The organism is Candidatus Delongbacteria bacterium (assembly GCA_020634015.1).
Classification (GTDB): domain Bacteria; phylum CAIWAD01; class CAIWAD01; order CAIWAD01; family CAIWAD01; genus JACKCN01.
This window is the reverse complement of record JACKCN010000001.1, coordinates 167,874-191,502: the sequence shown is the minus strand read 5'-3', so window position 1 is coordinate 191,502 and position 23,629 is coordinate 167,874. Positions and strand designations below refer to the sequence as shown.

25 protein-coding genes and 1 tRNA gene are annotated in these 23,629 nt (G+C 63.7%); 24 read left to right on the top strand and 2 right to left on the bottom strand.

All coding sequences use genetic code 11. From position 1 onward, the window contains the following. Window positions 1–11: 11 nt before the first annotated feature. The 21 genes from H6678_00900 to H6678_00800 all read left to right on the top strand — a co-directional run bounded on the left by H6678_00900 (window position 12) and on the right by H6678_00800 (window position 17,721). Window positions 12–1,385 carry a PAS domain S-box protein gene (locus H6678_00900; protein ID MCB9472349.1) on the top strand — a complete coding sequence of 458 codons (1,374 nt, stop codon included), beginning with the start codon at window positions 12–14 and terminating at the stop codon, window positions 1,383–1,385. Between the two features lie 64 nt (window positions 1,386–1,449). Continuing rightward, window positions 1,450–2,556, top strand: a complete 1,107-nt coding sequence (locus tag H6678_00895; GenBank protein MCB9472348.1) for a hypothetical protein — start codon at window positions 1,450–1,452, stop codon at window positions 2,554–2,556. Between the two features lie 76 nt (window positions 2,557–2,632). Then, the gene (locus H6678_00890; GenBank protein MCB9472347.1) at window positions 2,633–3,394 is read left to right on the top strand and encodes a hypothetical protein; all 762 of its coding nucleotides are present in this window, start codon (window positions 2,633–2,635) and stop codon (window positions 3,392–3,394) included. 129 nt (window positions 3,395–3,523) lie between these two features. Next, the gene (locus H6678_00885; GenBank protein MCB9472346.1) at window positions 3,524–3,931 is read left to right on the top strand and encodes an SRPBCC domain-containing protein; all 408 of its coding nucleotides are present in this window, start codon (window positions 3,524–3,526) and stop codon (window positions 3,929–3,931) included. 74 nt (window positions 3,932–4,005) lie between these two features. After that, the gene (locus tag H6678_00880; GenBank protein ID MCB9472345.1) at window positions 4,006–4,512 is read left to right on the top strand and encodes an ASCH domain-containing protein; all 507 of its coding nucleotides are present in this window, start codon (window positions 4,006–4,008) and stop codon (window positions 4,510–4,512) included. Next, window positions 4,509–4,865, top strand: a complete 357-nt coding sequence (locus tag H6678_00875; protein ID MCB9472344.1) for a hypothetical protein — start codon at window positions 4,509–4,511, stop codon at window positions 4,863–4,865. The genes H6678_00880 and H6678_00875 overlap by 4 nt, the downstream gene beginning before the upstream one ends. A gap of 62 nt (window positions 4,866–4,927) precedes the next feature. After that, entirely contained in the window at window positions 4,928–5,503 is a 576-nt protein-coding gene (locus tag H6678_00870) for a hypothetical protein (GenBank protein ID MCB9472343.1), read from the top strand. A gap of 121 nt (window positions 5,504–5,624) precedes the next feature. After that, window positions 5,625–5,975 carry a VOC family protein gene (locus H6678_00865; protein ID MCB9472342.1) on the top strand — a complete coding sequence of 117 codons (351 nt, stop codon included), beginning with the start codon at window positions 5,625–5,627 and terminating at the stop codon, window positions 5,973–5,975. A gap of 26 nt (window positions 5,976–6,001) precedes the next feature. Next, window positions 6,002–6,577: a GNAT family N-acetyltransferase gene (locus H6678_00860; protein MCB9472341.1), complete on the top strand. Its 576-nt coding sequence runs from the start codon at window positions 6,002–6,004 to the stop codon at window positions 6,575–6,577. Window positions 6,578–6,645: 68 nt separating this feature from the next. Continuing rightward, window positions 6,646–8,148: a hypothetical protein gene (locus tag H6678_00855; protein MCB9472340.1), complete on the top strand. Its 1,503-nt coding sequence runs from the start codon at window positions 6,646–6,648 to the stop codon at window positions 8,146–8,148. Between the two features lie 42 nt (window positions 8,149–8,190). Then, window positions 8,191–8,847, top strand: a complete 657-nt coding sequence (locus H6678_00850; GenBank protein MCB9472339.1) for a dihydrofolate reductase family protein — start codon at window positions 8,191–8,193, stop codon at window positions 8,845–8,847. A gap of 128 nt (window positions 8,848–8,975) precedes the next feature. Beyond that, on the top strand, window positions 8,976–9,347 hold the full coding sequence (locus H6678_00845) for a hypothetical protein (GenBank protein ID MCB9472338.1): 372 nt from the start codon (window positions 8,976–8,978) through the stop codon (window positions 9,345–9,347). A 146-nt stretch (window positions 9,348–9,493) separates the two neighbouring features. Continuing rightward, window positions 9,494–9,874 (top strand): SRPBCC domain-containing protein, encoded by a 381-nt coding sequence (locus H6678_00840; GenBank protein MCB9472337.1) that lies wholly within the window; start codon window positions 9,494–9,496, stop codon window positions 9,872–9,874. Further along, on the top strand, window positions 9,837–10,601 hold the full coding sequence (locus H6678_00835; GenBank protein ID MCB9472336.1) for a polyphosphate kinase 2 family protein: 765 nt from the start codon (window positions 9,837–9,839) through the stop codon (window positions 10,599–10,601). Before H6678_00840 ends, H6678_00835 begins: the two co-directional genes overlap by 38 nt. A gap of 99 nt (window positions 10,602–10,700) precedes the next feature. Continuing rightward, the gene (locus H6678_00830) at window positions 10,701–11,291 is read left to right on the top strand and encodes a hypothetical protein (GenBank protein ID MCB9472335.1); all 591 of its coding nucleotides are present in this window, start codon (window positions 10,701–10,703) and stop codon (window positions 11,289–11,291) included. 302 nt (window positions 11,292–11,593) lie between these two features. After that, on the top strand, window positions 11,594–12,409 hold the full coding sequence (locus tag H6678_00825; protein ID MCB9472334.1) for a mechanosensitive ion channel: 816 nt from the start codon (window positions 11,594–11,596) through the stop codon (window positions 12,407–12,409). Window positions 12,410–12,469: 60 nt separating this feature from the next. Then, window positions 12,470–13,507 carry a D-2-hydroxyacid dehydrogenase family protein gene (locus H6678_00820; protein MCB9472333.1) on the top strand — a complete coding sequence of 346 codons (1,038 nt, stop codon included), beginning with the start codon at window positions 12,470–12,472 and terminating at the stop codon, window positions 13,505–13,507. After that, on the top strand, window positions 13,504–13,899 hold the full coding sequence (locus tag H6678_00815; GenBank protein ID MCB9472332.1) for a GNAT family N-acetyltransferase: 396 nt from the start codon (window positions 13,504–13,506) through the stop codon (window positions 13,897–13,899). The genes H6678_00820 and H6678_00815 overlap by 4 nt, the downstream gene beginning before the upstream one ends. A gap of 276 nt (window positions 13,900–14,175) precedes the next feature. Then, a complete protein-coding gene (locus H6678_00810; protein ID MCB9472331.1) occupies window positions 14,176–14,574 on the top strand; it encodes a hypothetical protein in 399 nt (132 codons plus the stop codon). A gap of 378 nt (window positions 14,575–14,952) precedes the next feature. Beyond that, window positions 14,953–15,642: an aquaporin Z gene (gene aqpZ, locus H6678_00805; protein ID MCB9472330.1), complete on the top strand. Its 690-nt coding sequence runs from the start codon at window positions 14,953–14,955 to the stop codon at window positions 15,640–15,642. A gap of 369 nt (window positions 15,643–16,011) precedes the next feature. Then, on the top strand, window positions 16,012–17,721 hold the full coding sequence (locus H6678_00800) for a TlpA family protein disulfide reductase (protein MCB9472329.1): 1,710 nt from the start codon (window positions 16,012–16,014) through the stop codon (window positions 17,719–17,721). Between the two features lie 128 nt (window positions 17,722–17,849). Here the strand turns inward: H6678_00800 and H6678_00795 are convergent, their stop codons facing one another. Beyond that, window positions 17,850–19,196, bottom strand: coding sequence for a hypothetical protein (locus tag H6678_00795; GenBank protein ID MCB9472328.1), 1,347 nt, complete (start codon window positions 19,194–19,196; stop codon window positions 17,850–17,852). Between the two features lie 214 nt (window positions 19,197–19,410). Next, a tRNA-Ser gene (locus tag H6678_00790) sits at window positions 19,411–19,496 on the bottom strand. Between the two features lie 220 nt (window positions 19,497–19,716). Here H6678_00790 and H6678_00785 point away from each other — a divergent pair. The 3 genes from H6678_00785 to H6678_00775 all read left to right on the top strand — a co-directional run bounded on the left by H6678_00785 (window position 19,717) and on the right by H6678_00775 (window position 23,590). Beyond that, a complete protein-coding gene (locus H6678_00785) occupies window positions 19,717–20,766 on the top strand; it encodes a radical SAM protein (GenBank protein ID MCB9472327.1) in 1,050 nt (349 codons plus the stop codon). Between the two features lie 276 nt (window positions 20,767–21,042). Continuing rightward, window positions 21,043–22,293, top strand: coding sequence for a hypothetical protein (locus H6678_00780; protein ID MCB9472326.1), 1,251 nt, complete (start codon window positions 21,043–21,045; stop codon window positions 22,291–22,293). Between the two features lie 52 nt (window positions 22,294–22,345). Then, complete coding sequence (locus H6678_00775; GenBank protein ID MCB9472325.1) at window positions 22,346–23,590, top strand: hypothetical protein; 1,245 nt, start codon at window positions 22,346–22,348, stop codon at window positions 23,588–23,590. Window positions 23,591–23,629: the final 39 nt, after the last annotated feature.

Here is a 23,629-nt window from a genome sequence, read left to right as displayed (position 1 = left end):
GGATTTGCACCATGTCACGACCGGAAGACGGCCTCTTCGAGACCATCTTCAATCAGCACAGCGCCGTGATGCTGCTGGTAGAACCCCATTCGGGGCGGATTCTCAAGGCCAACCGGGCAGCCGCCCTCTTCTATGGCCACTCGCAGGCCGAACTGGGTACTCTTGCGATCCAGGACCTGAACATGCTGTCGCCCGAGGAGGTGATGCATGAACGGAACAGGGCGCTGGACGCACACTGCAACCACTTCATCTTTCCCCACCGGCTGGCCTCCGGAGAGACCCGCACGGTGGAAGTGCATTCCTCACCCATCGAATGGGGCGGAAGCACGGTGCTGTTCTCGATCGTGCACGATGTCTCCGCGCGGGTGGCCGCCGAACAGAATCTGCTGCAGAGCGAGAGCCGCTTCCGGACCTTCTTCGATGACGCGCCGGACGCGATCTTCGTGGCCGGCGTGGAGGACGGTGTGATCCAGGATGCCAATCTCGCGGCCACGCGCCTGCTGGGCAAGGACCTGCGGCGGATCCGGGGCATGCATTTCACCGAGCTGCATCCTCCGGAACAGAGCGCCCAGTCGCGGCAGAACTTTCACGAGCACTCCGCGCTGTCGGCGACCAGCCCCGGACGCTCGATCGAACACGAGGTGCTGCGCGACGACGGCACCCGGGTGCCGGTGGAAGTCTCGGCCCATGCCCTGGAATTCAAGGGACAGTCGCTGCTCTACGGCATCTTCCGGGACATCAGCGAGCGTCGCCAGCTGGAGCAGGCCCTGGTCCAGAGCGAAGAACGCATGCGACTGGCCTTCGACGGCACCAACGACGGGCTGTGGGACTGGGATCTGCGGAGCGATTCGGTGTTCTATTCGGCGGGCTGGAAGCGCATGCTGGGCCACGAAGCGCACGAGATTCCTGACCGCCCCGAGGAATGGGCGAAGCGCGTGCATCCCGAGGATCTCGAGCGGGTGAACGCGGAACTGCAGCGCCACCTGCGTGGCGAGACCGAGGTCTACGGCTGCCAGTACCGGCTGCAGCACAAGGATGGCAGCTGGCGCTGGGTGCACGGCCGGGGCAAGGTCATGGAACGGGATCCGGCTGGCCGGCCCTTGCGCGTGGTGGGCACACACAAGGACATCACCACCCGCAAGCAGGCCGAGTTCGAGGAGCAGCGTCTGGTGGCGGACCTGGAAGCGGCCCTGTCCAGGGTCAAGCAGCTCAGCGGCCTGATTCCGATCTGCGCCAGCTGCAAGAAGATCCGCGATGACCGAGGCTACTGGAACCAGCTGGAGAGTTTCATTCGTGAGCACTCGGAAGCGGAGTTCAGCCATGACATCTGTCCCGACTGCGCGCGGCGCCTGTATCCCGATCTGTACGAGGACTCCGGGTCCTGAGCGCCCGACCGGTCCGGCGCACCAGGACGCCATCCTGGGGATCACAGCGGAAGGGTCCTGATCCATGCCTGCACTGAAGAGTTCCGCCGGGCTTGTCGCCCTCTGCGGCTGCCTGCTCTGGCCACTGGCCGGCGTGATCCAGCATGCGCTGAACTCCACCGGCGCGGCGGAGTCCACTCCGAGCCTGCTGGCGGCAGACGCTGCACAGACTCAGTCGGGCTATCCGACCCTGCCCCCGGAACCCAGCCTGGACGCGCAGATCAGCATGTTCGTGCGCCGGATCTTCCAGGACAGCCGAGGTGACTTCTGGTTCGGCACCAACGGCGACGGTGTCTGCCGTCACGATGGCAAGCAGCTGGAGTATTTCTCGCGCGAGCAGGGCTTTCCCGGGGATGCCGTGCGCGCCATTCTGGAAGACCGAGCGGGAGTTCTCTGGTTCGGCACCTCGATGGGCGTCACCCGTTACGACGGGAGCAGCTTCATGACCTACGGTGAGGCTGAGGGCCTGGACTCGCGCGATGTCTGGAGCCTGATCCTGGACCGCCAGGGCACGCTCTGGGCGGGCACCTTCGGTGGCGTCTACCGCATGGAGCAGGGCAGCCAGCGCTTCGAGCACTTTCCGCTGCCTCCGGCACCGCACCTCGATCCGAATCGGGGCGTGACCAGCCTGAACATCGTCTTCAGCCTGATGGAAGATCATCAGGGTGACATCTGGTTCGCGGTGGGCTGTGGCGGTGTGTACCGCTGGGATGGCCAGACCCTGAGCCATCTGGACAGCGAGGACGGGCTGTGTGACGACTCGGTGAACTGCATGCTGGCAGCGCGCAACGGGGAGATCTGGTTCGCCACACCCTACAACGGCGTCTGCCGCTGGAATGGCCGCAGCTTCACCCATGTCACCGAAGCGGACGGAGTGCAGGGCTGGGAAGTCTGGAACCTCTTCGAGGATTCGGCGGGCCAGATCTGGTTTCCCGTGGAGAATGCCGGTGTCTACCGCTGGGACGGCACCTCCTTCACCAATTACGGCAGGGCCGATGGGCTGGCCAGCAATGGCGTGCAGTGCACCTTCGAGGACCACGCTGGGCGGCTCTGGTTCGGAGGCTATCTGGGGGCCTACCGCTTTGATGGCAGGACCTTCGTCAATGTCACCAGGGAAGGCCCCTGGCGCTGAGTCCCATTGCACGGGCCATCGGGGATCACGCGAGCGAGCGGCCCCGATGAGCGCGTGACACACAGGAGATGCCACCATGCCCTTGTCGATGCGCCCGTTCTGGTCCTTGCTGCTGAGTCTGCCCCTGCTGGCCCGCGCAGCCGGCACCGACCCCGTGCCGCGCCTGCAGGTCGAACTGGAAGGCGGCACGGTCTGGCAGGGCCGGAATGTGGTCCAGATTCCCAACGAGGCCAGCGCCACGCGCTTTTCGCTGAATGATGTGATCGGAGGCGGGCCCTGGCCGGTGGCCCGACTGCAGACCACCTGGAACATCAACGACAGGCACGGGCTGCGTCTGCTGCTGGCTCCCTTGAGTGTCACCGAAACCGCCGAGCTGCAGACTCCGGTGACCTTTGCCGGCAGCAGCTTCGCCGCGGGCGTGCCCACCGACGCCAACTACAAGTTCAATTCCTGGCGTGTCAGCTATCGCTATCGCTTCCATGACAGCGAGCGCTGGACCTGGTGGGTCGGTTTCACCGCCAAGATCCGAGACGCCCGGATCCGGTTGGACCAGGGTGCCGTGGTGGCCGAAAAGACCGATCTCGGTTTCGTGCCGCTGCTGCACATCGCGGGCAACTGGGCTTTCGCTCCCGACTGGACGGCCGAACTGGACGCCGATGCGCTGGCCGGAGGTCCGGGGCGCGCCGAGGACCTTTCGCTCAAGTGCCGCTATCGGCTCGACGAGCGCTGGAGCCTGGCGGGCGGATACCGCATGGTCGAGGGCGGTGCCGACGTGGATGCCGTCTACAACTTCGCCTGGTTGCACTATTCCGTCCTCTCGGTGCGACTGGCGCTCTGAGTCACGGTCGTTTGGCCGGCGAGGGACCTGGCGGTGCCGCCGGTCGGGTCGTCGGATGGAGTTCGAACACACACAGCACCAGGCCGGGTCCCGGATCATGGCGGCCCGTGCCAGAAAGGGAGTTCAGTCATGAGAATCACGGTGGAAACCCGGGTGGCCGCTCCCATCGGGCGGGTCTGGAAGGCGTACACGACTCCCGCGGACATCGTCCAGTGGAATGCCGCGTCCGATGACTGGCACACGACCGCCGCCGAGGTGGATCTGCGAGTGGGCGGAGCCTTTTCCTCGCGCATGGAAGCCAAGGACGGCAGCTTCGGCTTCGACTTTGCCGGCACCTACACGGCCATCGAGCCCGAGCGCCTGATCGAGTACCGCTTCGGCGAGCGCAGTGCACGGGTCGAGTTCATCCAGGGAAGCGGCGAGGTCACGGTGCGTGTCGGCTTTGATGGCGAGGATACCCACACCGAAGAGCAACAGCGCGGAGGCTGGCAGGCCATTCTGGACAACTTCAGGCGCCACGTGCTGTCACTGGGCTGAAGGACTCCGGCTTCGCAACCGTGACACGTCCCTGTGCCATTCCCGAAGAGAGAGCGCAGTCATCCGAGGCGCCCATGCCGGTTCCCCCGCAACACCGCCCATTCTGGGAGGCATTTCTTGCCACGCGACCCGATGCGGAGGAGGCACGTTTCTACGAGTCCTTCGCCTTCGGCGACAGCGAGCGCATGGCAGAGGAACTGGCCCAGCTGGTACTCGCGGGCATCAAACGCGCCACCGCCGGCGCGGTCTGGGCCTGTGAAGCCAACGGCCAGCGCCCGCCCGCTCCGGGCGACCTGAGCATCGTCACCGACTGGGCGGGCCACCCGCTTTGCGTGATCGAAACGCTGCACACGGAGACGGTGCCCTTCCGTGAGGTCAGCGCCGAGTTCGCCGCCGTGGAAGGCGAAGGCGATGGCTCGCTCGAGTATTGGCGTGAGGGACATCGGGCTTTCTTCAGCTGGGAATGCGCACGGGCCGGGCGCACATTCAGTGAGGAGATGCTGGTGGTCTGCGAGCGCTTCCGGGTGGTGTTCGGACCGGAGTCGACAAGCTTCGCCACCCGGGACCCGGGAGACAGATGACCAGCCAGTCCAGCGAGAGTCGGCTGCGAGCCATCAAACTGGCGCACACGGTCGTCTGGGCTTTCTTCGCCTCATGCGTGCTGGGCATTCCTCTGGCCGCGTACCAGCAGAACTTCGCGCTGGCGTTCTCGCTGATCGGAATCGTCGCCCTGGAAAGTCTGGTGCTGCTGCTCAACTCCTGGCGCTGCCCGTTGACCGATCTGGCGGCCCAGCACACGGAGCGCCGCGAGGCCAACTTCGACATCCATCTGCCGTTGTGGCTGGCGAGATACAACAAGCAGATTTTCGGCACCCTGTACCTGGGCGGCAGCATCTACACACTGCTGGCCTGGCTGAGGATCCAGGCCAGCTGAGGACGCAGGCGCCATTCCGGGCCTGGCCGCGCCGAATTGCAGGACGAATGACTGGAGGACCGATGGTGATGCGATGTCTGCAGGCGGCGCTGGTCGGCAGCCTTCTGCTGGGGAATGCCCTCCCGGCTGTCGGTGCGGAGTCTGACGCCCCGGGACTGTTCCTGGGCGCGGGTCTGGCGCGAGTGCCCGATGCCTTTGATCTGCGGATCGGCATCGAAGCGCCCGTGACTCCCGGCCTGAGCGTGAACGGCTGCCTGCTGGCGCTGTTTCACCAGCGCGCGTCATGGGCGCTCAGCGGATTCGGCATGGGAGCACGCTGGGCCGTGCCCGCGCGTGTGTCGCCATTCATCGGACTGGGGGGCCAGTACGGCTTCGCCAAGGTCTTCGAGGATGCTGCCGGGGATGGCATCGACAACGACCACGACGGGCGCGTGGACGAAGCAGGGGAAGTCGACGATGTCAGCGACGACGACATGCTGACTCTCGCCCCTGAACTGGGCCTGCACCTCTGGGTCACTCCCGCTGCGCGTTTCAGCCTGAGCTGGGCGCATCACATCAGCAGTTACGGACGTCGCAGTGATTTTGATCTGATCAGCCTGCGATTCGGGCTGTTCCTCAAGGATGCCGTGCCGCGCTGAGCCCTGCGCTCGTGCGAAGCGCACCCGCCGGTGGAGGGCTCCGACCACGGCAAGCTTGAACCCTGAACCGTCGGGCGCTGGTGGCTCAGCCCGACCGAGCGGACCATGCACAGGAGGCAGAATGTCCCGACCCGAACACGACCGCCGCATTGACTACATCGAACTGCCCGTGAAGGACATCGCCGACAGCAAGCGCTTCTACTCAAGCGTGTTCGGTTGGGAATTCACGGACTACGGGCCCGAGTACACCAGCTTCAGCGATGGCCGACTGGCGGGAGGCTTCTTCAGGGCCGACACGGTCCAGCCCGGCGGAGCCCTGCTCGTGATCTACGCACGGGATCTTGAGAGCCTGCTGGCCACCGTCCGGGGCAACGGAGCTGAGATCACGCGCGAGATCTTCGCCTTTCCCGGTGGGCGGCGCTTCCATTTCCGTGATCCATCGGGTCACGAGCTGGCGGTCTGGTCCCAGTGAAGGCCGCCCGGGAGCGCGATGGCCGGTTGCCTGGCAACGCCCCGCGAATCGTGCGGCTCGATGTGGCCGATCTGGAGCGCGTTGCCCGGATCCCGATGGCCTTCGTGGCTCACACGTTGCTGGACCTGGTCGGCGACGACACGCAAGGCCGACTGGTCGAACGGTCGCTCCCGCAGCCCTTCCGCAAGGACTATGATGCCCACCCCGATGAGGGCCCACTGTCCTGGCCGCGCCAGTGGTCACTGGAGCGCTGGGGATTCCTGGGAGTGCAGCTGGACACGGAGCTGATCGCCGCGTGTGCCATCGCCTTCGACACACCCGGAGTGGAGATGCTCGAGTGCCGCGATGATCTGGCCGTGCTCTGGGACATCAGGGTGGCCCCGGACCGGCAGGGGACGGGCGTGGGGCGTCTGCTCTTTCACGCGGCCAGCGACTGGGCGCGCGAGCACGGATGCCGCGAGCTGAAGGTGGAAACCCAGAACACCAATCCCGCGGCCTGCGCGTTCTACCGGGCCATGGGCTGTCGGCTCAGGGCCGCGCACCGGGGAGTCTACGCGGACCATCCGGAAGAGATCCAGCTGATCTGGAATCTGGAATTGTGAGCACGGCGCAGCGCAGCGGCCAGGGCGCGGACGCCGGCCAGAAAGGAGTTCCCGTGGGAGACGCCAACATGACGGAGCGGTCCGTGATCGCGGCCACTCTCCGTATCCTGGGCCTGGCCATGCTGCTCCTGCCGGGCTGGGCCCGGGCCCAGTGCATGCTGGCCAACCCCAGTTTCGAAATCCCGGGAGCCGACCCGGAGGTCTTTGCCGGCTGGAACCAGTTCGGTGTGGTCCTCGCGTCGGACAGGTCAAGCCACGGGGCCCTGGCGCTGGAAGTTCGCGGCCCGGACAGCGGCAACTGGGATGTGTCCGGAGCCTGGCAGCGTCTGGACAGCCAGCCGGGCGAGCAGTGGCAAACCAGCGGCACCGTGCGCCAGTCGGCGCTGATGCCCCTGACGGGACCGTGCGCGGCGCTGGTCAACATCGAATGGCGGGATGCCGCCGAGGGTCTGATCGCCTACGACACATTTTCGGTGGCCGTGGCGGGGTCGCCCGTGGAGCAGGAGCTGGAGTTCTCGGTGCTCAGCACGGCCGCTCCCGCGGGCACCACCTCGATCCGCCTCCTGCTGGGTGTGTTGCAGGGGCCGAGCGAGCCCAGCCCCGCGGTGACCTTCGACAGGATCAGCTGCAGCAGCACCAGCGCGCCCACCGTTGACGACGTCCAGTGGCTGGACTTTCCCGGCGGTCGCACGCTGTCTTTCGCGGATCACAGCTGGCGGGTCAAGGGACCGGGCTGGTATGGCCCGGGCCCCAACAACTTCAGCGATTCGGCTGAAAGCGTCTGGGTGGATGCCCAGGATCGCCTGCATCTCACGATCCGCCATCGGGACGCGGCCTGGCAGAGCACGGAGGTCGTGCTGGAAGACGCGCTCGGGTATGGCGATTACATCTTCACCACCCAGGGGGCCGTGGATCTGCTGGATCCCACGGCCGTGCTCGGTCTGTTTCTCTGGCAGTATGGCGAGTGTTACGAGGGCTCGAGCCTCTGGTGGAATGCCTACAACGAAATCGATGTGGAACTGAGCCGCTGGGGCAATCCGGCCAATGACCTGATCCAATATGTGGCCCAGCCCTGGGACTGGGCGGGCAATATCCACCGCTTCGACGCAGGTTTTGGAAACGAGGAACTGGCCAGCCATGCCTTCCGCTGGCTGCCCGACCGGGTCGAGTTCCGCAGCTGGCGCGGCGGCCCCGATGACGAATCCGGCGTGACGCTGTATCAGTCCTTTACCTACACGGGCCCTCACATTCCGCGCCCCGAGCAGCCCCGCGTGCATCTCAATCTCTGGCAGGCCAGCGGTCCACCCGCCGCGGAGCAGGAGGTGATCCTCGCGGATTTCCGCTTCGTGTCGCTCACGGCGCCCGGGGCGGCCATCGAGGACCTGGCGATCTCCTTGCTGGGGTCCAGCATTCTCCTGACATGGGGCACGCTGCCCCAGGCCAGCGTATACCACATTCTCGAGAGCGTCAGTCTCGATGGCCCATGGACGCGCATCGGCAGCACGGCGATTCCGGGCCTGACCGTGCCCTTGGCAGGTCCCCGCAAGTTCTATCGGGCAACCTGGGAATGAGCCCATGCCCCGAACGGTGATGTCAAACAAGGATTCCAGGAAATGAAACTGCGTGTTCAGTGCTTTTCGATCTCGCTCGACGGCTTCGGGGCGGGACCGGATCAGAGTCTTGAGAATCCGCTGGGAGTGGGGGGCACACGGTTGCATGAGTGGCTCTTTCCCACTCGCTTCTTCAAGCGGATGATCGGCCAGGAAGGCGGCACCACGGGCCCGGACAATGAACTGGCCGAGCGCGGGTTCCACAACGTGGGGGCCTGGATTCTGGGTCGCAACATGTTCGGACCGGTCCGTGGCCCCTGGCTGGACGACAGCTGGAAAGGCTGGTGGGGCGACAATCCGACGTACCACACGCCGGTCTTCGTGCTGACCCACCATCCACGGGAAAGCCTTGTGATGCAGGGCGGCACCGTGTTCCATTTCGTGACCACGGGCATTCGGGACGCACTGGACATGGCCCGTGAGGCGGCCGGCGGCAAGGATGTGCGGCTGGGGGGAGGTGTGGCCACCATCCGCGAGTACCTGCGCGCAGGTCTGGTGGACGAATTGCATCTGGCCCAGGCCCCCGTGCTGCTGGGCAAGGGTGAATCACTGTTCGACGGGCTGGACCTGCCCGCGCTGGGTTACAGCTGCCGGGCCAGCCAGGCCACGGAAGGGGCCACTCACATCTTTCTTGACCGGACGCAACCGGGAGCGGAATGAGAGCCGACGGTCCAGCGACGGCCCGTGTCACGGATCCTGGCCGCGGGCGAATGTGCCGGGCCGTCAGACGACCCGGAATGGCCTGCACGGAGTGGCGGTCCGGATCCTTAACCAGAGGAGATGCATGCATGACTCACTCATCAGCCTACCGGAGATTTCTGTGGTTCCTGGCGCTCCTGCTGCTTGTGTCCTGTGGTGGACATGGCTCAGGCACTGGCTCCCAGCCCGATGATGCGGTCAGTCTGATCGGCCAGGTTCTGAGTGTCGAGGACATGAGCCCCGTGGATGGAGGAATCACGATCACCGTGCGCAGTGATGCGGGAGCGGAGGAGATCCTGCTCTTTCCTTCGCTCTTCACCTACCCGCCTCCCGATGACGAGACGCTCCGGCTTCATGAAGTGGTACGCCAGCTGGAGCCCGGGGACCGGGTCCGGGCCGGGGGGCATGCCGTGGATGAGGGGATTCAGCTGGAAAGCCTGGTGATCCTGCCTCCTTTCTGAGGTCTGGTCCAGCCAGGCATTGGGTTGGGCGGATGATGCCCAGGCGGAGGTGGAGGAGAGTCCATCCTGAGGGCACCTCCTCGCCTACTGCTATCATGGTGCCCGCAGATCCAGACAATTGCCCATCCATGGGAAGACATGGATCCATGCCCAGTACAATTCGTCCGCACCGCGTATACAAGGCACTCGCGGAACGAGTCTGGCGAGCCTTTCTCGACCCGGACGCAGTGGCCAGGTTCATGCTGCTTCACGGCTTCACCTGTACCGTGCATGAACAGGATGACATGGTCGGAGGAGTGTTCCGGATGTCCTTCACCAAAGGCGAGCATTGCACAAGGCACCTTCGACCGGTCACCAGCGTCAGACAGGATCTGGATCCACCAAGCGCTGCGCGCCACACAATCCATGGAGGAGAACATGTTCGATTCCAGCAGCCACGCCGGGTCATTTCCGGAACAGTTCAGAGTCAAACCCGGCAGTTCATTCAGAATGGACCGGATCGACCCGAGTGCGACACCAGGGATTGACGACAAGGACCGAGCACGGGAAGAACTGGCGGGATTGACCAAGCGCCTGATCCACCGTCAGCAGCTCCTCTATGCGGACAACCGTCAGGCTTTGTTGGTGGTGCTGCAGGCCATGGATACCGGGGGCAAGGATGGCACCATCCGCAAGGTGTTCGGACCGCTCAACCCCCAGGGCGTGCGGGTCTGCAGTTTCAAGTCACCGTCTTCGGAAGAACTGGCACACGATTTTCTCTGGCGGATCCACGCCAATGTGCCTCGCAAGGGCATGATCCGCATCTTCAATCGTTCGCACTACGAAGATGTGCTGGTGGTGCGCGTGCACAATCTTGTGCCCACCGAGGAAGTGGAGCTGCGCTATTCACAGATCAACGAATTCGAGCACTATCTGAGCCAGAACGGAATCACGATTCTCAAATTCTGCCTGCACATCGGCAAGGACGAACAGAAACGTCGGCTGGAATCCCGGCTGGAGCGACCCGAAAAGAACTGGAAGTTCAGTTCCGCCGATCTGGCTGAACGTCAACACTGGGGAGAATACCAGTTGGCCTACCAGAAGGCACTCGGTGCCTGCAGCACGCCCTGGGCTCCCTGGCATGTGATTCCTTCGGATCACAAGTGGCATCGTGATTACTGCGTGGCCCGGATCGTTCTCGAGAAACTGGAGTCCATGGACCTGAAGTTTCCCGATCCCCAGCCGGGGCTGGATCAGATCATCATCGGCGATTGAGTCCTGCGGAGACGCACCGGCACGATTCGTGGATTCACCGTACACGGGGAGGACACACTGACCACACTGGACCTTTTCGGTTACCTGGGCAGCGCCGTGGTGGCGCTGTCGCTGAGCATGACCAACATCCGTCGCCTGCGCTGGATCAACTTCGCGGGCGCCCTCTTGTTCTCGAGCTATGGCCTGCTGCTGGGTGCCTGGCCCGTGGTGGCCCTCAACGGCTACATCGCCTTGATCGACCTGTGGCATCTGGCCCGCATGCGCCGCCCGCGCGAATACTTCTCGCTGCTGGATCTGCCGTCCAGCCCCAGCCCCTTCCTGCTGCAGTTCCTGGCCCACCACCGCGCGGACATCGACGCGCACTTTCCCGGTTTCGATCCCGGTTCCATCCGGGTCTGGAATGGGCTCTGGGTTCTGCGGGATGCTCTGCCGGTGGGCCTGTTCGTGCACGAGGAGGGCGCTCGGGGCGAATGGCGTGTGCTGCTGGATTATGTGGTACCCGCCTACCAGGACCTGCGCAATGCGCGCTGGCTGTTTCACGAAGGTGCCGAGGAACTGTGGGCTCGCGGGGCTCGCAAACTGGTGGCCGAGGGCCGTTCGCCCGCCCACCGGAACTACCTGGAGAAACTGGGTTTCCATCCCTGTGGGGATCCGCCGGACCGCCTGTGTCTGGAGCTGCGCCAGAGCTGACGCACACATCCGACTGATCCACGCCTGCCCGATCGTGATCTCCCATTCCGCAGGATTGCTGTGCGACACGCCCTGCTGGATGCATTGCCCGGATCCGCTTCGGGTGCGGCTTTCTTGACATCCTGTCCGGGGAAAACTAGAGTTCTGTTCGCGTTGCGGTGTATCACGGTACTGTTGGTCATCCGGCACTGTTCCGGGGTATGCCCGCACTGTCACACCCGATCGGGCCGGGAGTGGCGCTCACACGCGTGGATCATACGGTCCTCATTGCCCCGCGCTCCGCCCGCAAACAGGAAGGTCCCATGGAACAACTCATGCTCAAGCTTCAGGAATGGAGCGCACTCTTTGGATTGAAGCTGGTCGCGGCCCTCGCGATCCTGATTCTGGGCCGCCTCGCGGCCCGTGGTCTGCGCAGCGTGGTGCAGCGCATGATGCGCAAGAGCGGTCAGATGGATGAAACCCTGGTCACCTTCACGTCCAGTCTGGTCTATTTCGGCGCGATGGCCTTCGTCATCATCGCCTCTCTGGGGCAGCTTGGAGTGCAGACCGCCTCCTTCGTTGCCCTGCTGGGTGCCGCCGGCCTTGCGGTTGGTCTGGCCCTCCAGGGCTCGCTGTCGAATTTCGCCGCGGGAGTGCTGCTGATTCTGTTCAAGCCCTTCAAGGTGGGGGACTACATCGAAGGCGGGGGCATGGCGGGCAGCGTCGATGAAATCGGCATCTTCACCACCACGCTCAATTCTCCCGACAACAAGCGGATCATCGTGCCCAACGCGGCCATGACCTCCAGCAGCATCGTCAACTACAGCGCGCGTGACACACGCCGCGTGGATCTGGTGGCCGGTGTGAGTTACTCGGACGACCTGGATCTGGTCAAGAAGGTGCTGGCGGAGATTCTGGCCAACGACCCACGCGTGCTGGCGGATCCGCCGCCCACCATCGGCGTGCTCGAACTGGCCGACAGCAGCGTCAATCTGGCAGTGCGTCCCTGGGTGCGAACGGAAGACTACTGGAATGTCTACTTCGCCACTCAGGAAGCCATCAAGAAGACCTTTGATGCCCGGGGCATTTCCATTCCCTTTCCCCAGCAGGATGTGCACCTGCACCGGATGGACGCCTGAGTTCCTGTCCGGGCAGTGACACGGAATCCCGGCCCGGGGGCTGTCGTGCGAGGAGGCATCATGGAGCGCCCTGTTCTGGTCGTGCTGGATGATCACGAAGGCGAAATCGCGGCTGCGCCTGCCATGCAGCGTCTGCGATCCCTGGCGCATGTGATACTTCTGGATCACTCGCCGCGCCCGGAAGACATGTGCTTGCTGGCCCGCGCGCAGGTGATTCTGGCTGTCCGCGAGCGCACGCGCATCGATGCGGCTTTCCTGGCGGCCTGTCCGCGCTTGGAACTGCTGCTGCAGACCGGCGGCCACGCCTATCACATCGATCTGGATGCCGCCGGTGCCCGCGGGATTCCGGTTGCGCTGGGGCGCCGCGTGAGCACACCGGCACGCGTGATCCCGGAATTGGTCTTCACCCTGCTGCTGGCGCTGGTGCGCCGACTGGAACCCACGCTGCAGGCCATGCGTGCCGGGCAGTGGCCGTCCGTCCTCGGCGGATCGTTGCATGGTCGCCGGCTCGGCATCCTCGGGCACGGTCGGCTGGGCCGGCCGGTGGCTCGACTGGCCCAGGCCTTCGGAATGGAGGTCTTCGCCTGGGATCGGCTGGGCAGCCAGCCCGTTCCGGACGAATACGGTGTGCGCTTCCTGCCCCTTGACGAGCTGCTCTCACACTGCGACGTGATCACGATACACCTGCGGCTCTCGCCGGAGTCCCGTGCGCTGATCGGAGCCGAGCAGCTGGCGCTGATGAAGCCCGGTGCCCTGCTGATCAACATCTCGCGCGGGGCGATCGTGGACCAGGATGCCCTGGTCGACGCGCTCAGCTCGGGCCGGCTGGGCGGGGCCGGGCTGGATGTGTTCGACACGGAACCGCTGTCGCCGACCAGTCCCCTGCGCTCCATGGAACAGGTGCTGCTGACACCCCATTGTGGGTGGATGGCCCGTGACCTGTTCCACGAATTCGTCCACATCGCCGCCGATCAGCTGCATGCCTGGCTGGGGGCCGGGTTGCCCGCCGAGGAACTGGCCAATCCTTCGCTGCCGGGTGCAAGCCCTGTGTATCGCCGTGCGACGAATCCAGACCCGCATACGGGGGCGGACTCGTGAGCGACATCAAAATGCGTGAGTCGGTTCCGGCGGACTGGTCCTCCCTGTTGCGTGTCCACGACCGTGCGCGTCCCCTGGAACTGCTCGGTTCCTTTCCCGCTGAAGCCTTTGTCCCCCTTGCCGAGGATCCCGAGCACGAGCAGCTGGCACAGTGCACCATCCTGGTCGCCGAGCAGGATGGGCAGGTGATCGGATTCGCCGCATTCGAAGACTCCAGCCTGGACTGGCTGTACGTGGATCCGGATCACCATCGATGCGGAGTGGCGCGTCTGCTGTTGCGTGCCTGTCTGGAGCGCATGCAGGGAGCCGTGGGGGCCATCGCCTGCGCCAACAATGCCCCCGCTCTGGCCCTGTATGCCCGCGAGGGCTTCCGGATCGTGGACCGATTCTAGGGGGAGAACGCCGGCCATCGTGGCCCCTTGCTTCGATTGCGCAGAGAAAACCCGGCCGGGGAGTGAGCCTTTGGATGGGGCCAGCCAAACCGTGGGCGCCGGTCCAGTCCAGCTTGCGGGCAGTCCGTGGAGGCCCGGAGCTCGCTGAGCTCCCTTGATGCACCAGGAACGGTCACACAGAGGATTCCTGCCATGTGAGCGTCGGGGCCGGGCATTCCACTACGCTACACAGTTGACACACGCATGCACCACCGCCGCAATCTGGAGGACTTTCCGATGGCATCCTTGTTTCCGCTGGGTCCGATCCTGTCGCTTTTCTTCCTCTTGCCAATCGGAGCGGGCAGCAGCGATCTGCCGCTGCCCACGGAGTGGTCCACGCACTACCTCTGCCTGCTCGAGGTGAATCCAGAGTACCAGGCCGGCACGCGGGCAAGCGAATCCGAGCTGACGGCCCGCCACATCCAGTACCAGCTGTTGCTGAACGAGCAGGGGCGGGCGATCGCTGCCGGTGGGCTGGCACCACTGGCCGGTGATCCACTGGTCGGTCTCACGATCCTGCGCGCCGATTCGCTGGCACAGGCCCGCAGCTGGGCCGAGAATGATCCAGCGGTCAAGGCCGGTCGCCTGCTGGCCAGGCTTCGAGAATGGTGGGTGCCAAGCTCCCAGCTGCCCTGAGTGCGCCTCGGCCATGTCCTGAAGCACGCTCTCCGACGTGAGATGCATATCCCGCTTCTGGATTCGCACTCAGCTCATCAGCCTGATGATCCAGTCGAAGACTCGCTCGCCGAAGCGGTGATGACCACATTCATCACTGGACCTCCCGCGTTGGTGATTTCCCCACAGGAATGTGAAGTTCCTCGCACGCCGATCGGGCTCGCCCCTGCACAGTCAACAAAGGGATGTTGCCCAGAGTATTGTCCTGATTCCATGGCCGGTATACTCACTTGCCATATGCAGCACCTTGCCTGGTTCATGCGTGACCCACGAGTCATGCATGGTGCGCCATACACAACACGGAAGCACAAGACACACTTTCAACTGCAGGAGGCGATCATGCGGCAATACGGTGCGGAGTTCCTTGGAACATTCTGGCTGGTACTTGGGGGTTGCGGCAGCGCGGTCCTGGCCGCCGCATTCCCGGAGGTGGGCATCGGCCTGATGGGGGTGTCGCTGGCCTTCGGCCTGACCGTGCTCACCATGGCCTTCGCCATCGGCCACATCAGTGGCTGCCACCTGAATCCGGCCGTGTCCATCGGCCTCTGGGCCGGCGGGCGTTTTCCGGCGAACAAACTGGCGCCTTACATCGTGGCCCAGGTTCTGGGCGGCCTGGTTGCGGGTGGAGTGCTGTACCTGATCGCCAGCGGCAAGGCTGGCTTCGATGTCTCAGCGGGCTTCGCATCCAATGGCTACGGTGACCATTCGCCGGGCGGGTACTCCATGCTGGCTGCGCTGGTCACCGAAGTGGTGATGACCATGTTCTTCCTGATCGTGATTCTGGGGGCCACCGACCGCAGGGCCCCGGCCGGTTTTGCGCCCATCGCCATCGGGCTGTGCCTGACCCTGATCCACCTGATCAGCATTCCCGTGACCAACACCTCCGTGAACCCTGCTCGCAGCACGGGCGTTGCGCTCTACGTGGGCGGGTGGGCCACGGGCCAGCTGTGGCTGTTCTGGCTGGCGCCCATCGTCGGAGCGATTCTGGGCGCGCTGGCGTATCGTTCGATCGCTGGCGAGAAGGACTGAGCTCCCGATCCGGGGGAGCCTGATCCGGTTGGAATGCCAACCGTCCTGCCCGACGGACAGAAACGCATTAGGGGACGTCCTGACTTTCAGGGCGTCCCCTTTCTCACAGGGACGGTATTGAATTCGGTTCTGCGGGAGCTGAAGAAAATGTGTCAGGGATCCGGTATCTGGTTGCATCCTGGACTGAGTCATACCAAAGTTTGATCGCTCGGGAATATTCTGAACGGCTCGCGGAATCCTGCCCCGGAACCGGGCGCGTGATTGCGCTTGCACGAGCTGGAAATCCCGAACCAGATCTCGTCAAGATCACTGGCGTGGCAAACGGATCTGTCTCGCCCCACCCTTCAACGCTGAGAGGAACGGGAAAACATGAACCGATTCGCTGCCACTGTCCTTGCCATGCTGGGCTTCGCGCTTTCCGCGCATGCCGTCTATCTGGTGGGCGACAGGCCTGCCGACTTCAGCGCCACCGATTGGAACGGCAATCCCTGGAGCCTCTACGAGCATCGGGGCAAGGTCGTGCTGCTCAACTTCAGCGCCAGCTGGTGTGGCCCCTGCCACCTGGAGTTCCCCGATCTGCAGTCCGATTTCGAAGCGGTGTACGACCCCAGAGCCTTCGAACTGGTCAGCATTGATACCGAAAACGATTCGTCCGCCTTTCTGCATGCCACCTGGGATGTCTACAACCCGACCTTCCCGATCCTGGTGGATATGGAGCCCCTTTACTGGGCCTATGGCAACGGGGGCATTCCCTACAACGTCGTCATCAATCCCGACGGTGTCATCGTCCATTCACAATCCGGGTATACATCGCACAACCCCATCCTCGCCGAGGCGGTCGCGAACATTGTACCGTACTTCACGCCGGTCATCTCGATTGCGAGCCTTGAGGTCGTCGGCGACGACAATCTGGACGGGCGCCCGGATGGCGGCGAGACCCTGGGTTTCCAGCTGACCCTGAGCAATGCGCCCAACAGTCAGGAAGCGCGCAACATGTCCGTGACACTGGAAAGCGACAATCCCGCACTCACGATCACTCAGCCAACCGTCTCCTTCCCTGACCTGCCCTCCAACTCGAGCGTCGCGGGCAATGCCCTCTTCGAGGCGCAGGTGTCGGAAGGCATCGAGCCCCAGTGGGCGACCCTGACCTTCACGGTGAGCGCCGACTCGGACAGCGGCGCGGTCAGTGTGGTGTTCACACGCAGCCAGCGTCTGGGCCGGGCGAACATGCTCGTCGTGGACAGTGCGCCCGGGAGTGGTGGCGACAATCTTGTGCCCAACGCCCTCACCGCGCTTGGCTACACACACGACTTCTGGTTCCATCAGGACTCGTCTCCCCTCACCTCCACGGAGCTGCTGCGCTACGAGACCATCATCTGGCTGGGAGGGCAGAGTGCCCAGAACGTCACGGGAGACCTGCGCAATGGCCTGACGACCTTCGTCAACCAGGGCGGCTTCCTGCTGTTTTCCGGCATGGGAATGCACTACAATCCTGCCAACGCCCAGTTCCTCGCGGACATCTTCGATATCTCCATCTTGAGTCCCGATACCTGGACCGACGCCTTTCCGGTCCTGCGCTGTACGGAGGACGACCCCTTCTTCGGCGGCACCCAGCTGATCACAGCGTACAGCTTGAGCGTGGATGTGATCGCCGCCGGACCGACGGCGAACGAGCTTGGCATCATGTGGGGATACTATGATCAGGTGGATGTCGGACAGGCGGCCGCCTGGACCTCGCACGCCGGCAAGCGGGCCTTGTTCTTCGGTTTTCCGGTCGAGGGAATTGTGCCCTATCCCAACCTGGTCCCCGGCTCGATCTCGCTGACGGAGTTTCTGGAGCGCGCCTTTGTGTTCGCCGCGACATTCGGGCCACTGGAACCCGTCACGACCCAGATCGAACTGCTTGGCGGCGATCTGCACCTGAGCTGGACAGCCAGTCCGGGCTCGACAGGCTACCGCGTCTACAGCCTTGACGGTTTCGGCGGCGCCGAGACCCTGCTGCTGGAAACAGTGGATACCCAAGCCACTTTCCCGGTGACGGAAGGAATCGGGCTGTTCATGGTGCGCGCCGTGCGCTGAGCAGGACAGCCTGTGCGCTGACGATGCACACGTGGGACGGATGACACAGAAAGCGGAACGCTCCACATCGGAGCGTTCCGCTTTTGCTTGTGTGCCAGGCGCGCCGTTTCCTGCGGGGCATCCGGTTCTCAGGGTGCGACAGCGATCACCCGGTAGAGCCGATCGGAAGGATCGGCAGGCAGGGCTTGCAGGCTCTCGCCAGCTCCTGTGATCTCCAGCAGGCTCCAGGCGATGGGGCCGGAGGAGGGGATCGCCGCCGATTCCACCCGGTAGTGACTCGCGCAGAGCAGTGTGTTCCATTGCAGGTGGACCATCCCGCCAGCGATCGAGATCTCCAGAACCGGTGTGGGCAGGTCGATCTGACCGGGATAGAAGGCGATCACGGCGTCGATATCGGAACCCGGAACCTGGCTCGCCGAATTGCAGGTTTCGGTGCTCTGGTCCACCAGGCGGACGTAGCGTGCGCTGCAGATGCCGGTACCCGCCAGATCGAAGAAGCTGTCGCCATCCCCCAGGCCGATATATGTCCAGGGGCCGGTGGCCTGATTCGACAGGTACACCTCGAAGGGCTCCGCGACTCCGCCGTTGAACTGGCCGATCTCCAGCACTTCAAAATCCATGCCCGGCCCGTCGGTGATCGATTCCGCGTCCGGACCCATGTCCAGCACCACGATGCTGCTGTCGGGATTCGCGGCGCAGGCTCCGCCAAGAGAGGTGAACTCGCCGTCGGGTGCTCCCAGAGTCTGGCCTGGATCCATGTGGGCATTGCCCACGTTGCCGGGCTGTACTCCATTGAAGACCACCGCATCGGCAAAGGGGTCGCCATCCAGAAGCAGATCGTCCGTGATGTACAGATTGTCAAAGGTGATGCCCTGCATCCCCCGGACCCAGTAACCGATCTGCCCCTGTGTATACATAGCGTCCTCGACGTCCGCCAGCAGCGTGCCGGCGAATGTCACACGAATGGTGGGCGAATCGAACTCGATCTCGAGCAGCTGGTCCGTGTCTTCCAGAAAGGAGTTTCCGGGCACGTTGGCAATGGTGGTCCAGGAACCGGCGATGCCACGTTGCAGATGAAATCCGGCCTCCAGCTCATTGGAGAAGGCGATCCGGTAGCCATCGATGGCCTCACCCGGATTGTCGGCGGCAAAGAACAGCCCCCACTGGTCATTGTCCGACGGGGAAACGGTCACACGCAGGCGAAAGGCCTGCCAGCATTCAGCATCCAGCCAGGCCATGCTGCCAGCCCAGTCCGGATAGCTGCCCGTATAGATGTTGGAACTCTGGGACAACCGCCCTCCACTGGTGATCGTCCAGTTCGAGGGGGCGCTGATCGACCCGGGCGCGTCGTGGATCGCGTACTGGCCGAGCTGGCCGGGAATCTGGTAGGAATGGAACAGCAAACCGGAATCGCACTGGGCGCCGGCTGCCACAGGCAGGCCCAGGGCCAGCAGGAGCAAGAATCTTGGGAGCATGTGTAGCCTCATGTTTGACGCAGGAAGAGTACGGCTCATTCAAGACACTTTCGTCAGGAAAAGTGGACTCAGACGATTTGCATCGCTTGCGCCAACGGATCCGACGCAAGCCGCGCGCCCCATCCTTCCCTTGTACCCAGCATGGCCCGCATCCGGCACAGCGCTGAAAAAGCAAAAGGGAACGCCTTGAAAATCAAGACGTTCCCAGCTGGAACGGAGAGGGTGGGATTCGAACCCACGGTACACATAGTGTACAACAGATTTCGAGTCTGTCCCGATCGGCCACTCTGGCACCTCTCCGGCAACAGGGCGCGAAGATAGGAAATCCGGCCAGTTTCCGCTTTGGGCGCTGCAAAATGGCAGGGTCCGGAGTGATTTTCGGCACAGTTCCAGACAACCGGGCGCCGTCGATTCTCGAGACGGAGCAGACGTTCAGTGCTCGAGAGTCTTGGCAGTCCGATCGGTGATCGACACTCCGCCTTTTCCGTGTGGATGCTGAAACAGTGTTCGGGGCATGCGTATGTTGGGGCTGGAAATCGACCGCTGTCACCTGATCGCCTTGCGGAACGACGAGGAGAAGGGCTTGAGGCTCAGTTATCACAACCTGGTGTCCCTGCTGGCCAACCGGCACTGGGCCATCGTCCGTGCGCACCTCACGGCGCGCAAGCTGTTGAATGCCGGCCTTTGCCTGCTCGAGTTCAGGCTGCACCGAGTCGTTCTGCGCTCACGGCCACTCTATCTCAAGGTGGAAACCACCGATTGCTGCAACCTCAGGTGCCAGCATTGTCACGATGGGTCCGTGCCCCGTCACAATGGCTTCCTCGATTTCGATGTCTACACCCGCCTGCTGGACCAATTGTCTCCCACCTTGCTGGAGGTGTCACTCTACGACCAGGGGGAACCTCTGCTGGACCCGCGCATCGTGGAGTACATCCAGTACGCCTCGCAACGCAATGTGGGCACCGTGATCTCCAGCAATTTCTCGATGCCCCTGTCCGACGAGATGCTCGCCCGCCTTGTGTGCTCGGGTCTGGATTACCTGCAGGTGGCCATCGACGGCCTCAGCCAGGAGAGTTATGGCCAGTACCGGCGCGGCGGCCAGCTGGAGCGTGTGCTGGACAACCTGAAGCGCCTGCTCCGGATTCGCCGCGAACTGGGCTCCGCCGCGCCCCGCATCGAATGGCAGATGATCGATTTCCCGTTCAACCGGCACGAGCAGCAGGCCGCACGTGCCCTTGCGGCAGAGCTGGGCGTGGACCGCTTTCTGCTGAAACCCGATTGTTACTCCACCTATCCCGCGCCCGACTATCGCCGGCGTTCGCGTTGCTCGCTGCCCTGGTTTTCCTGTGCGGTGGAGTGTGACAGCAAGCTGAGCGCCTGTTTCATCAAGGACGACGAGACCCTGGACATCGGCCAGTTGGACGACTCTTCATTCGATCGTCTCTGGAATTCCGCAACCTGCCGTGCACTGCGCAGTCGCCGATTTCCGGCTGCGGATGACGACGACGGGTACTGTGCGCGGTGCAACCGCTTCGATGGACGGGCCGGGAGTGCCTATACCAACCGGTGATGGGCGGAACGGCATGAGTGGGGTGGTGCGTCCGGAGGACCGGCGTGCCCCGCATGATGGGGCGCAGTCGTCCAGGAAGTGCGATCCCGCGGGTCAGCCAATGCCAAGTCGACAGGGACCGGCGAGGGAGTACCCCCGTCCGGCAAAGGGAAAGCTGTTGTATCAATTGGCAAATTATCGCACATACAGCCCATGCAGAACACTTCTCGCCACTCAACACCAGGACGGTGTCCGAAATCGGTCCGCGGCTTCCTCCTGATCTGGCTGGGCATTGTCGTGTTGCTCGCCACGGCGGCTCCCTCCCCGGCAGCGACCGAGAAATTCTTCAACTATTACGAAAAGGGTCAGACTCTGGCCAGTTCGGGTGATTGGCCCCGGGCGCTGGAAGAGTTCCGCTCGGCGGCCTCGCTCGAGTTCGAAGACGTCAAGCGCAAGCGGACCTATGGCACGCGGTTCATCAGCTACCATCCGCACCTGCAGCTGGGGATCTGCCTCTATCAGCTGGGTGACCTGGAGGAGGCCCGCAAGGAACTGCTGCTCCACAAGGCCTACCTGCCCAAGAGCGACGAAGCGGACGCACTGCTGCGCAAGATCGACAGAGGTGAAAGCCCGGAAGTCAGGACACAGGCCGCGCCTGCGGTTGAGCCGGAGATCGAGGACGCCGCCGTGCCCCCCGTCGACATCGTCACCACGATTCCCGAAGCCAGCCTGGCCAACAGCGGAATGCTCGACACGGGAAGTGCCAGCGTGCCTTCCACGGGTGTGCTCGAGCCTCCTGCGTCCCTGACCATTCCCGAGCTGCCGGCCAACCCGGACGTCAGTTATTCTCCGAACGCCATTCTGCAGGTTGGCTCACGCCTCTCGATTGCCGTGCTGCCTTTCGAGGTTACCGGGGTGTCCGGATTCTCCGGCGAGCACCTGGCCGAAGCCCTGACCAGCGAACTGGTCAACCTGCGCCGCTTCCGGGTGATCGAGCGCACGGCGCTGGACAAGATCATGCAGGAGCAGGCCCTGGGCATGAGCGGCATGGTCGATCAGGCCGAAGCCGTGGAGCTGGCCAAACTGGTGGGCGCCGATGCCCTGGTCATGGGCAGCGTGGTGCGCGGCGAGGGGGGATCCAGCCTCAACGTGCGTGTCATCGACACCGAGACGGGAGTCGCCCTGGCGGCCCACAAGCTGGGCCTGCGCAAGGAATCGCTGCGGACCATCGACAAGGAACTCAACCGGCTGGCGATCGCGGTCTACAACGATCTGCCCCTGCTGAGCGGCAACGTGGTGAGCGCCGAGGGTGATGAAGTCTATCTGGACATCGGCGGTGTCGCGGGAGTTCGCAAGGGCTTCAAACTGGTGGCCTATCGCCAGGGACAGCCGATTCTGCACCCCACGACGGGCGAGGAACTGGGAGTCCGGGTGACCCAGCTGGGCGAACTGATCGTGATCCAGGTGCAGGACCAGATGGTCATCACCAAACCGATCGGCGATCCTGAGCTGGAAATCCAGACCGGTGACAAGGTGATCACGAAATGAGCGTTCCGGCCAGATCCGGAAACGAGACACACCCCCAACACGCGAGGACCAGATGACTTTCAGCAATCGAGAACTTTTGTGCGCGGCGAGTCTGCTGCTCTGTCAGACCGCCATGGCCGGAATCGACTGGAACATCACCGGCGCGGGCGCTCGTGCCGAAGGCATGGCGGGGGCGTTCACCGGCATCGCCGACGATGCCACCTCGGTGGTCTGGAATCCTGCGGGACTGGCCACCCTGGTGCGCCCGGAAGCCTCGATCGTGATGCGCAGCATCGGCAACACGGTGGCCTACGACTGGAGCAGCGACCTGAATTCGCTTGGACTTGACGACAGCGAAACCAGCGACAGCCATGCGCTGATCAACTTTCTGAGCTACGTCCACCCCTTTGAAATGGGCGGGCGCAAGCTCGTGGCCGGCGTGGCCCTGCAGAGCCAGCTGGACGGCTTCGGCGATGAGCAGACCCAGAGTGGCTACACGGACGTCAACGGCAATCCGATTCTCGACAGCGACAAGAGCACCGGCGGCGTGAACACCATCACCCCGGGCATCGGGTTCCATCTCAATCCCGTCCTCTCCCTGGGCCTCGCGGCCAATGTCTGGACCGGCAGCATCGAGGGAGACGTGGTCGGTCATTACGACGATGGGTTCAATGTCTACGAATCGGGGTACTCCTACACCTACGATGCGTCGGGAATGAACTTCAATCTGGGTGCCCTGATGGACTTCTCGCTGGCCAGCAGCCCCATGCCCCTCAAGATCGGGCTGAATCTGCGCACGCCCTTCCAGCTGGATCTGGATTACAGCGACTCCGATCAGAGCAGTGGCACGATTTCCGTGGACATGCCCCTGATGGTCAGCGTGGGCGCATCCTGGGGCTTTGGCGAATTCCTCACCGTGGCCGCGGACCTGGAAGCCCGTCAATACGGTGACAGCAAGATCAAGACCGACGGTGCCGAAGCACCGCTGGCGGATCACAAGCAGGACCTGATCCAGTTCAGGCTGGGCGGCGAGTACCTGTTCCTCGCCGACTTCGCCGTGATTCCCTTGCGGGCCGGCTTCCGCACCGTGCCCACCCTGACCTCCGACAGCGACGAGGTCGGGTCGCAGACCACCTACACCCAGGTCAACGGCGTCGGTTTTGCTCTCGGCACGGGACTGATCTTCGAGAAGATGGCCTTCGACCTGGCCTTCTCGAGTTCCAACTACGAGAACTCCTTCAAATCCTCTGGCAGCGAATGGCTGGTCACGAAGGACACGATCAATCGCCTTACCCTGAGCAGCATCTTCTACTTCTAGAGGTCCTGCGGGAAGCCGGCACACGGCCGATGCCCGCTC

What these genes read in the sequence shown, in the direction of transcription:
- H6678_00900 (MCB9472349.1), top strand. Translation starts at nt 12, where the DNA reads ATGTCACGACCGGAAGACGGCCTCTTCGAGACCATCTTCAATCAGCAC.
- H6678_00895 (MCB9472348.1), top strand. Translation starts at nt 1,450, where the DNA reads ATGCCTGCACTGAAGAGTTCCGCCGGGCTTGTCGCCCTCTGCGGCTGC.
- H6678_00890 (MCB9472347.1), top strand. Translation starts at nt 2,633, where the DNA reads ATGCCCTTGTCGATGCGCCCGTTCTGGTCCTTGCTGCTGAGTCTGCCC.
- H6678_00885 (MCB9472346.1), top strand. Translation starts at nt 3,524, where the DNA reads ATGAGAATCACGGTGGAAACCCGGGTGGCCGCTCCCATCGGGCGGGTC.
- H6678_00880 (MCB9472345.1), top strand. Translation starts at nt 4,006, where the DNA reads ATGCCGGTTCCCCCGCAACACCGCCCATTCTGGGAGGCATTTCTTGCC.
- H6678_00875 (MCB9472344.1), top strand. Translation starts at nt 4,509, where the DNA reads ATGACCAGCCAGTCCAGCGAGAGTCGGCTGCGAGCCATCAAACTGGCG.
- H6678_00870 (MCB9472343.1), top strand. Translation starts at nt 4,928, where the DNA reads ATGGTGATGCGATGTCTGCAGGCGGCGCTGGTCGGCAGCCTTCTGCTG.
- H6678_00865 (MCB9472342.1), top strand. Translation starts at nt 5,625, where the DNA reads ATGTCCCGACCCGAACACGACCGCCGCATTGACTACATCGAACTGCCC.
- H6678_00855 (MCB9472340.1), top strand. Translation starts at nt 6,646, where the DNA reads ATGACGGAGCGGTCCGTGATCGCGGCCACTCTCCGTATCCTGGGCCTG.
- H6678_00850 (MCB9472339.1), top strand. Translation starts at nt 8,191, where the DNA reads ATGAAACTGCGTGTTCAGTGCTTTTCGATCTCGCTCGACGGCTTCGGG.
- H6678_00845 (MCB9472338.1), top strand. Translation starts at nt 8,976, where the DNA reads ATGACTCACTCATCAGCCTACCGGAGATTTCTGTGGTTCCTGGCGCTC.
- H6678_00840 (MCB9472337.1), top strand. Translation starts at nt 9,494, where the DNA reads ATGCCCAGTACAATTCGTCCGCACCGCGTATACAAGGCACTCGCGGAA.
- H6678_00835 (MCB9472336.1), top strand. Translation starts at nt 9,837, where the DNA reads ATGGACCGGATCGACCCGAGTGCGACACCAGGGATTGACGACAAGGAC.
- H6678_00825 (MCB9472334.1), top strand. Translation starts at nt 11,594, where the DNA reads ATGGAACAACTCATGCTCAAGCTTCAGGAATGGAGCGCACTCTTTGGA.
- H6678_00820 (MCB9472333.1), top strand. Translation starts at nt 12,470, where the DNA reads ATGGAGCGCCCTGTTCTGGTCGTGCTGGATGATCACGAAGGCGAAATC.
- H6678_00810 (MCB9472331.1), top strand. Translation starts at nt 14,176, where the DNA reads ATGGCATCCTTGTTTCCGCTGGGTCCGATCCTGTCGCTTTTCTTCCTC.
- aqpZ (MCB9472330.1), top strand. Translation starts at nt 14,953, where the DNA reads ATGCGGCAATACGGTGCGGAGTTCCTTGGAACATTCTGGCTGGTACTT.
- H6678_00800 (MCB9472329.1), top strand. Translation starts at nt 16,012, where the DNA reads ATGAACCGATTCGCTGCCACTGTCCTTGCCATGCTGGGCTTCGCGCTT.
- H6678_00795 (MCB9472328.1), bottom strand. Translation starts at nt 19,196, where the DNA reads ATGCTCCCAAGATTCTTGCTCCTGCTGGCCCTGGGCCTGCCTGTGGCA.
- H6678_00785 (MCB9472327.1), top strand. Translation starts at nt 19,717, where the DNA reads ATGTTGGGGCTGGAAATCGACCGCTGTCACCTGATCGCCTTGCGGAAC.
- H6678_00775 (MCB9472325.1), top strand. Translation starts at nt 22,346, where the DNA reads ATGACTTTCAGCAATCGAGAACTTTTGTGCGCGGCGAGTCTGCTGCTC.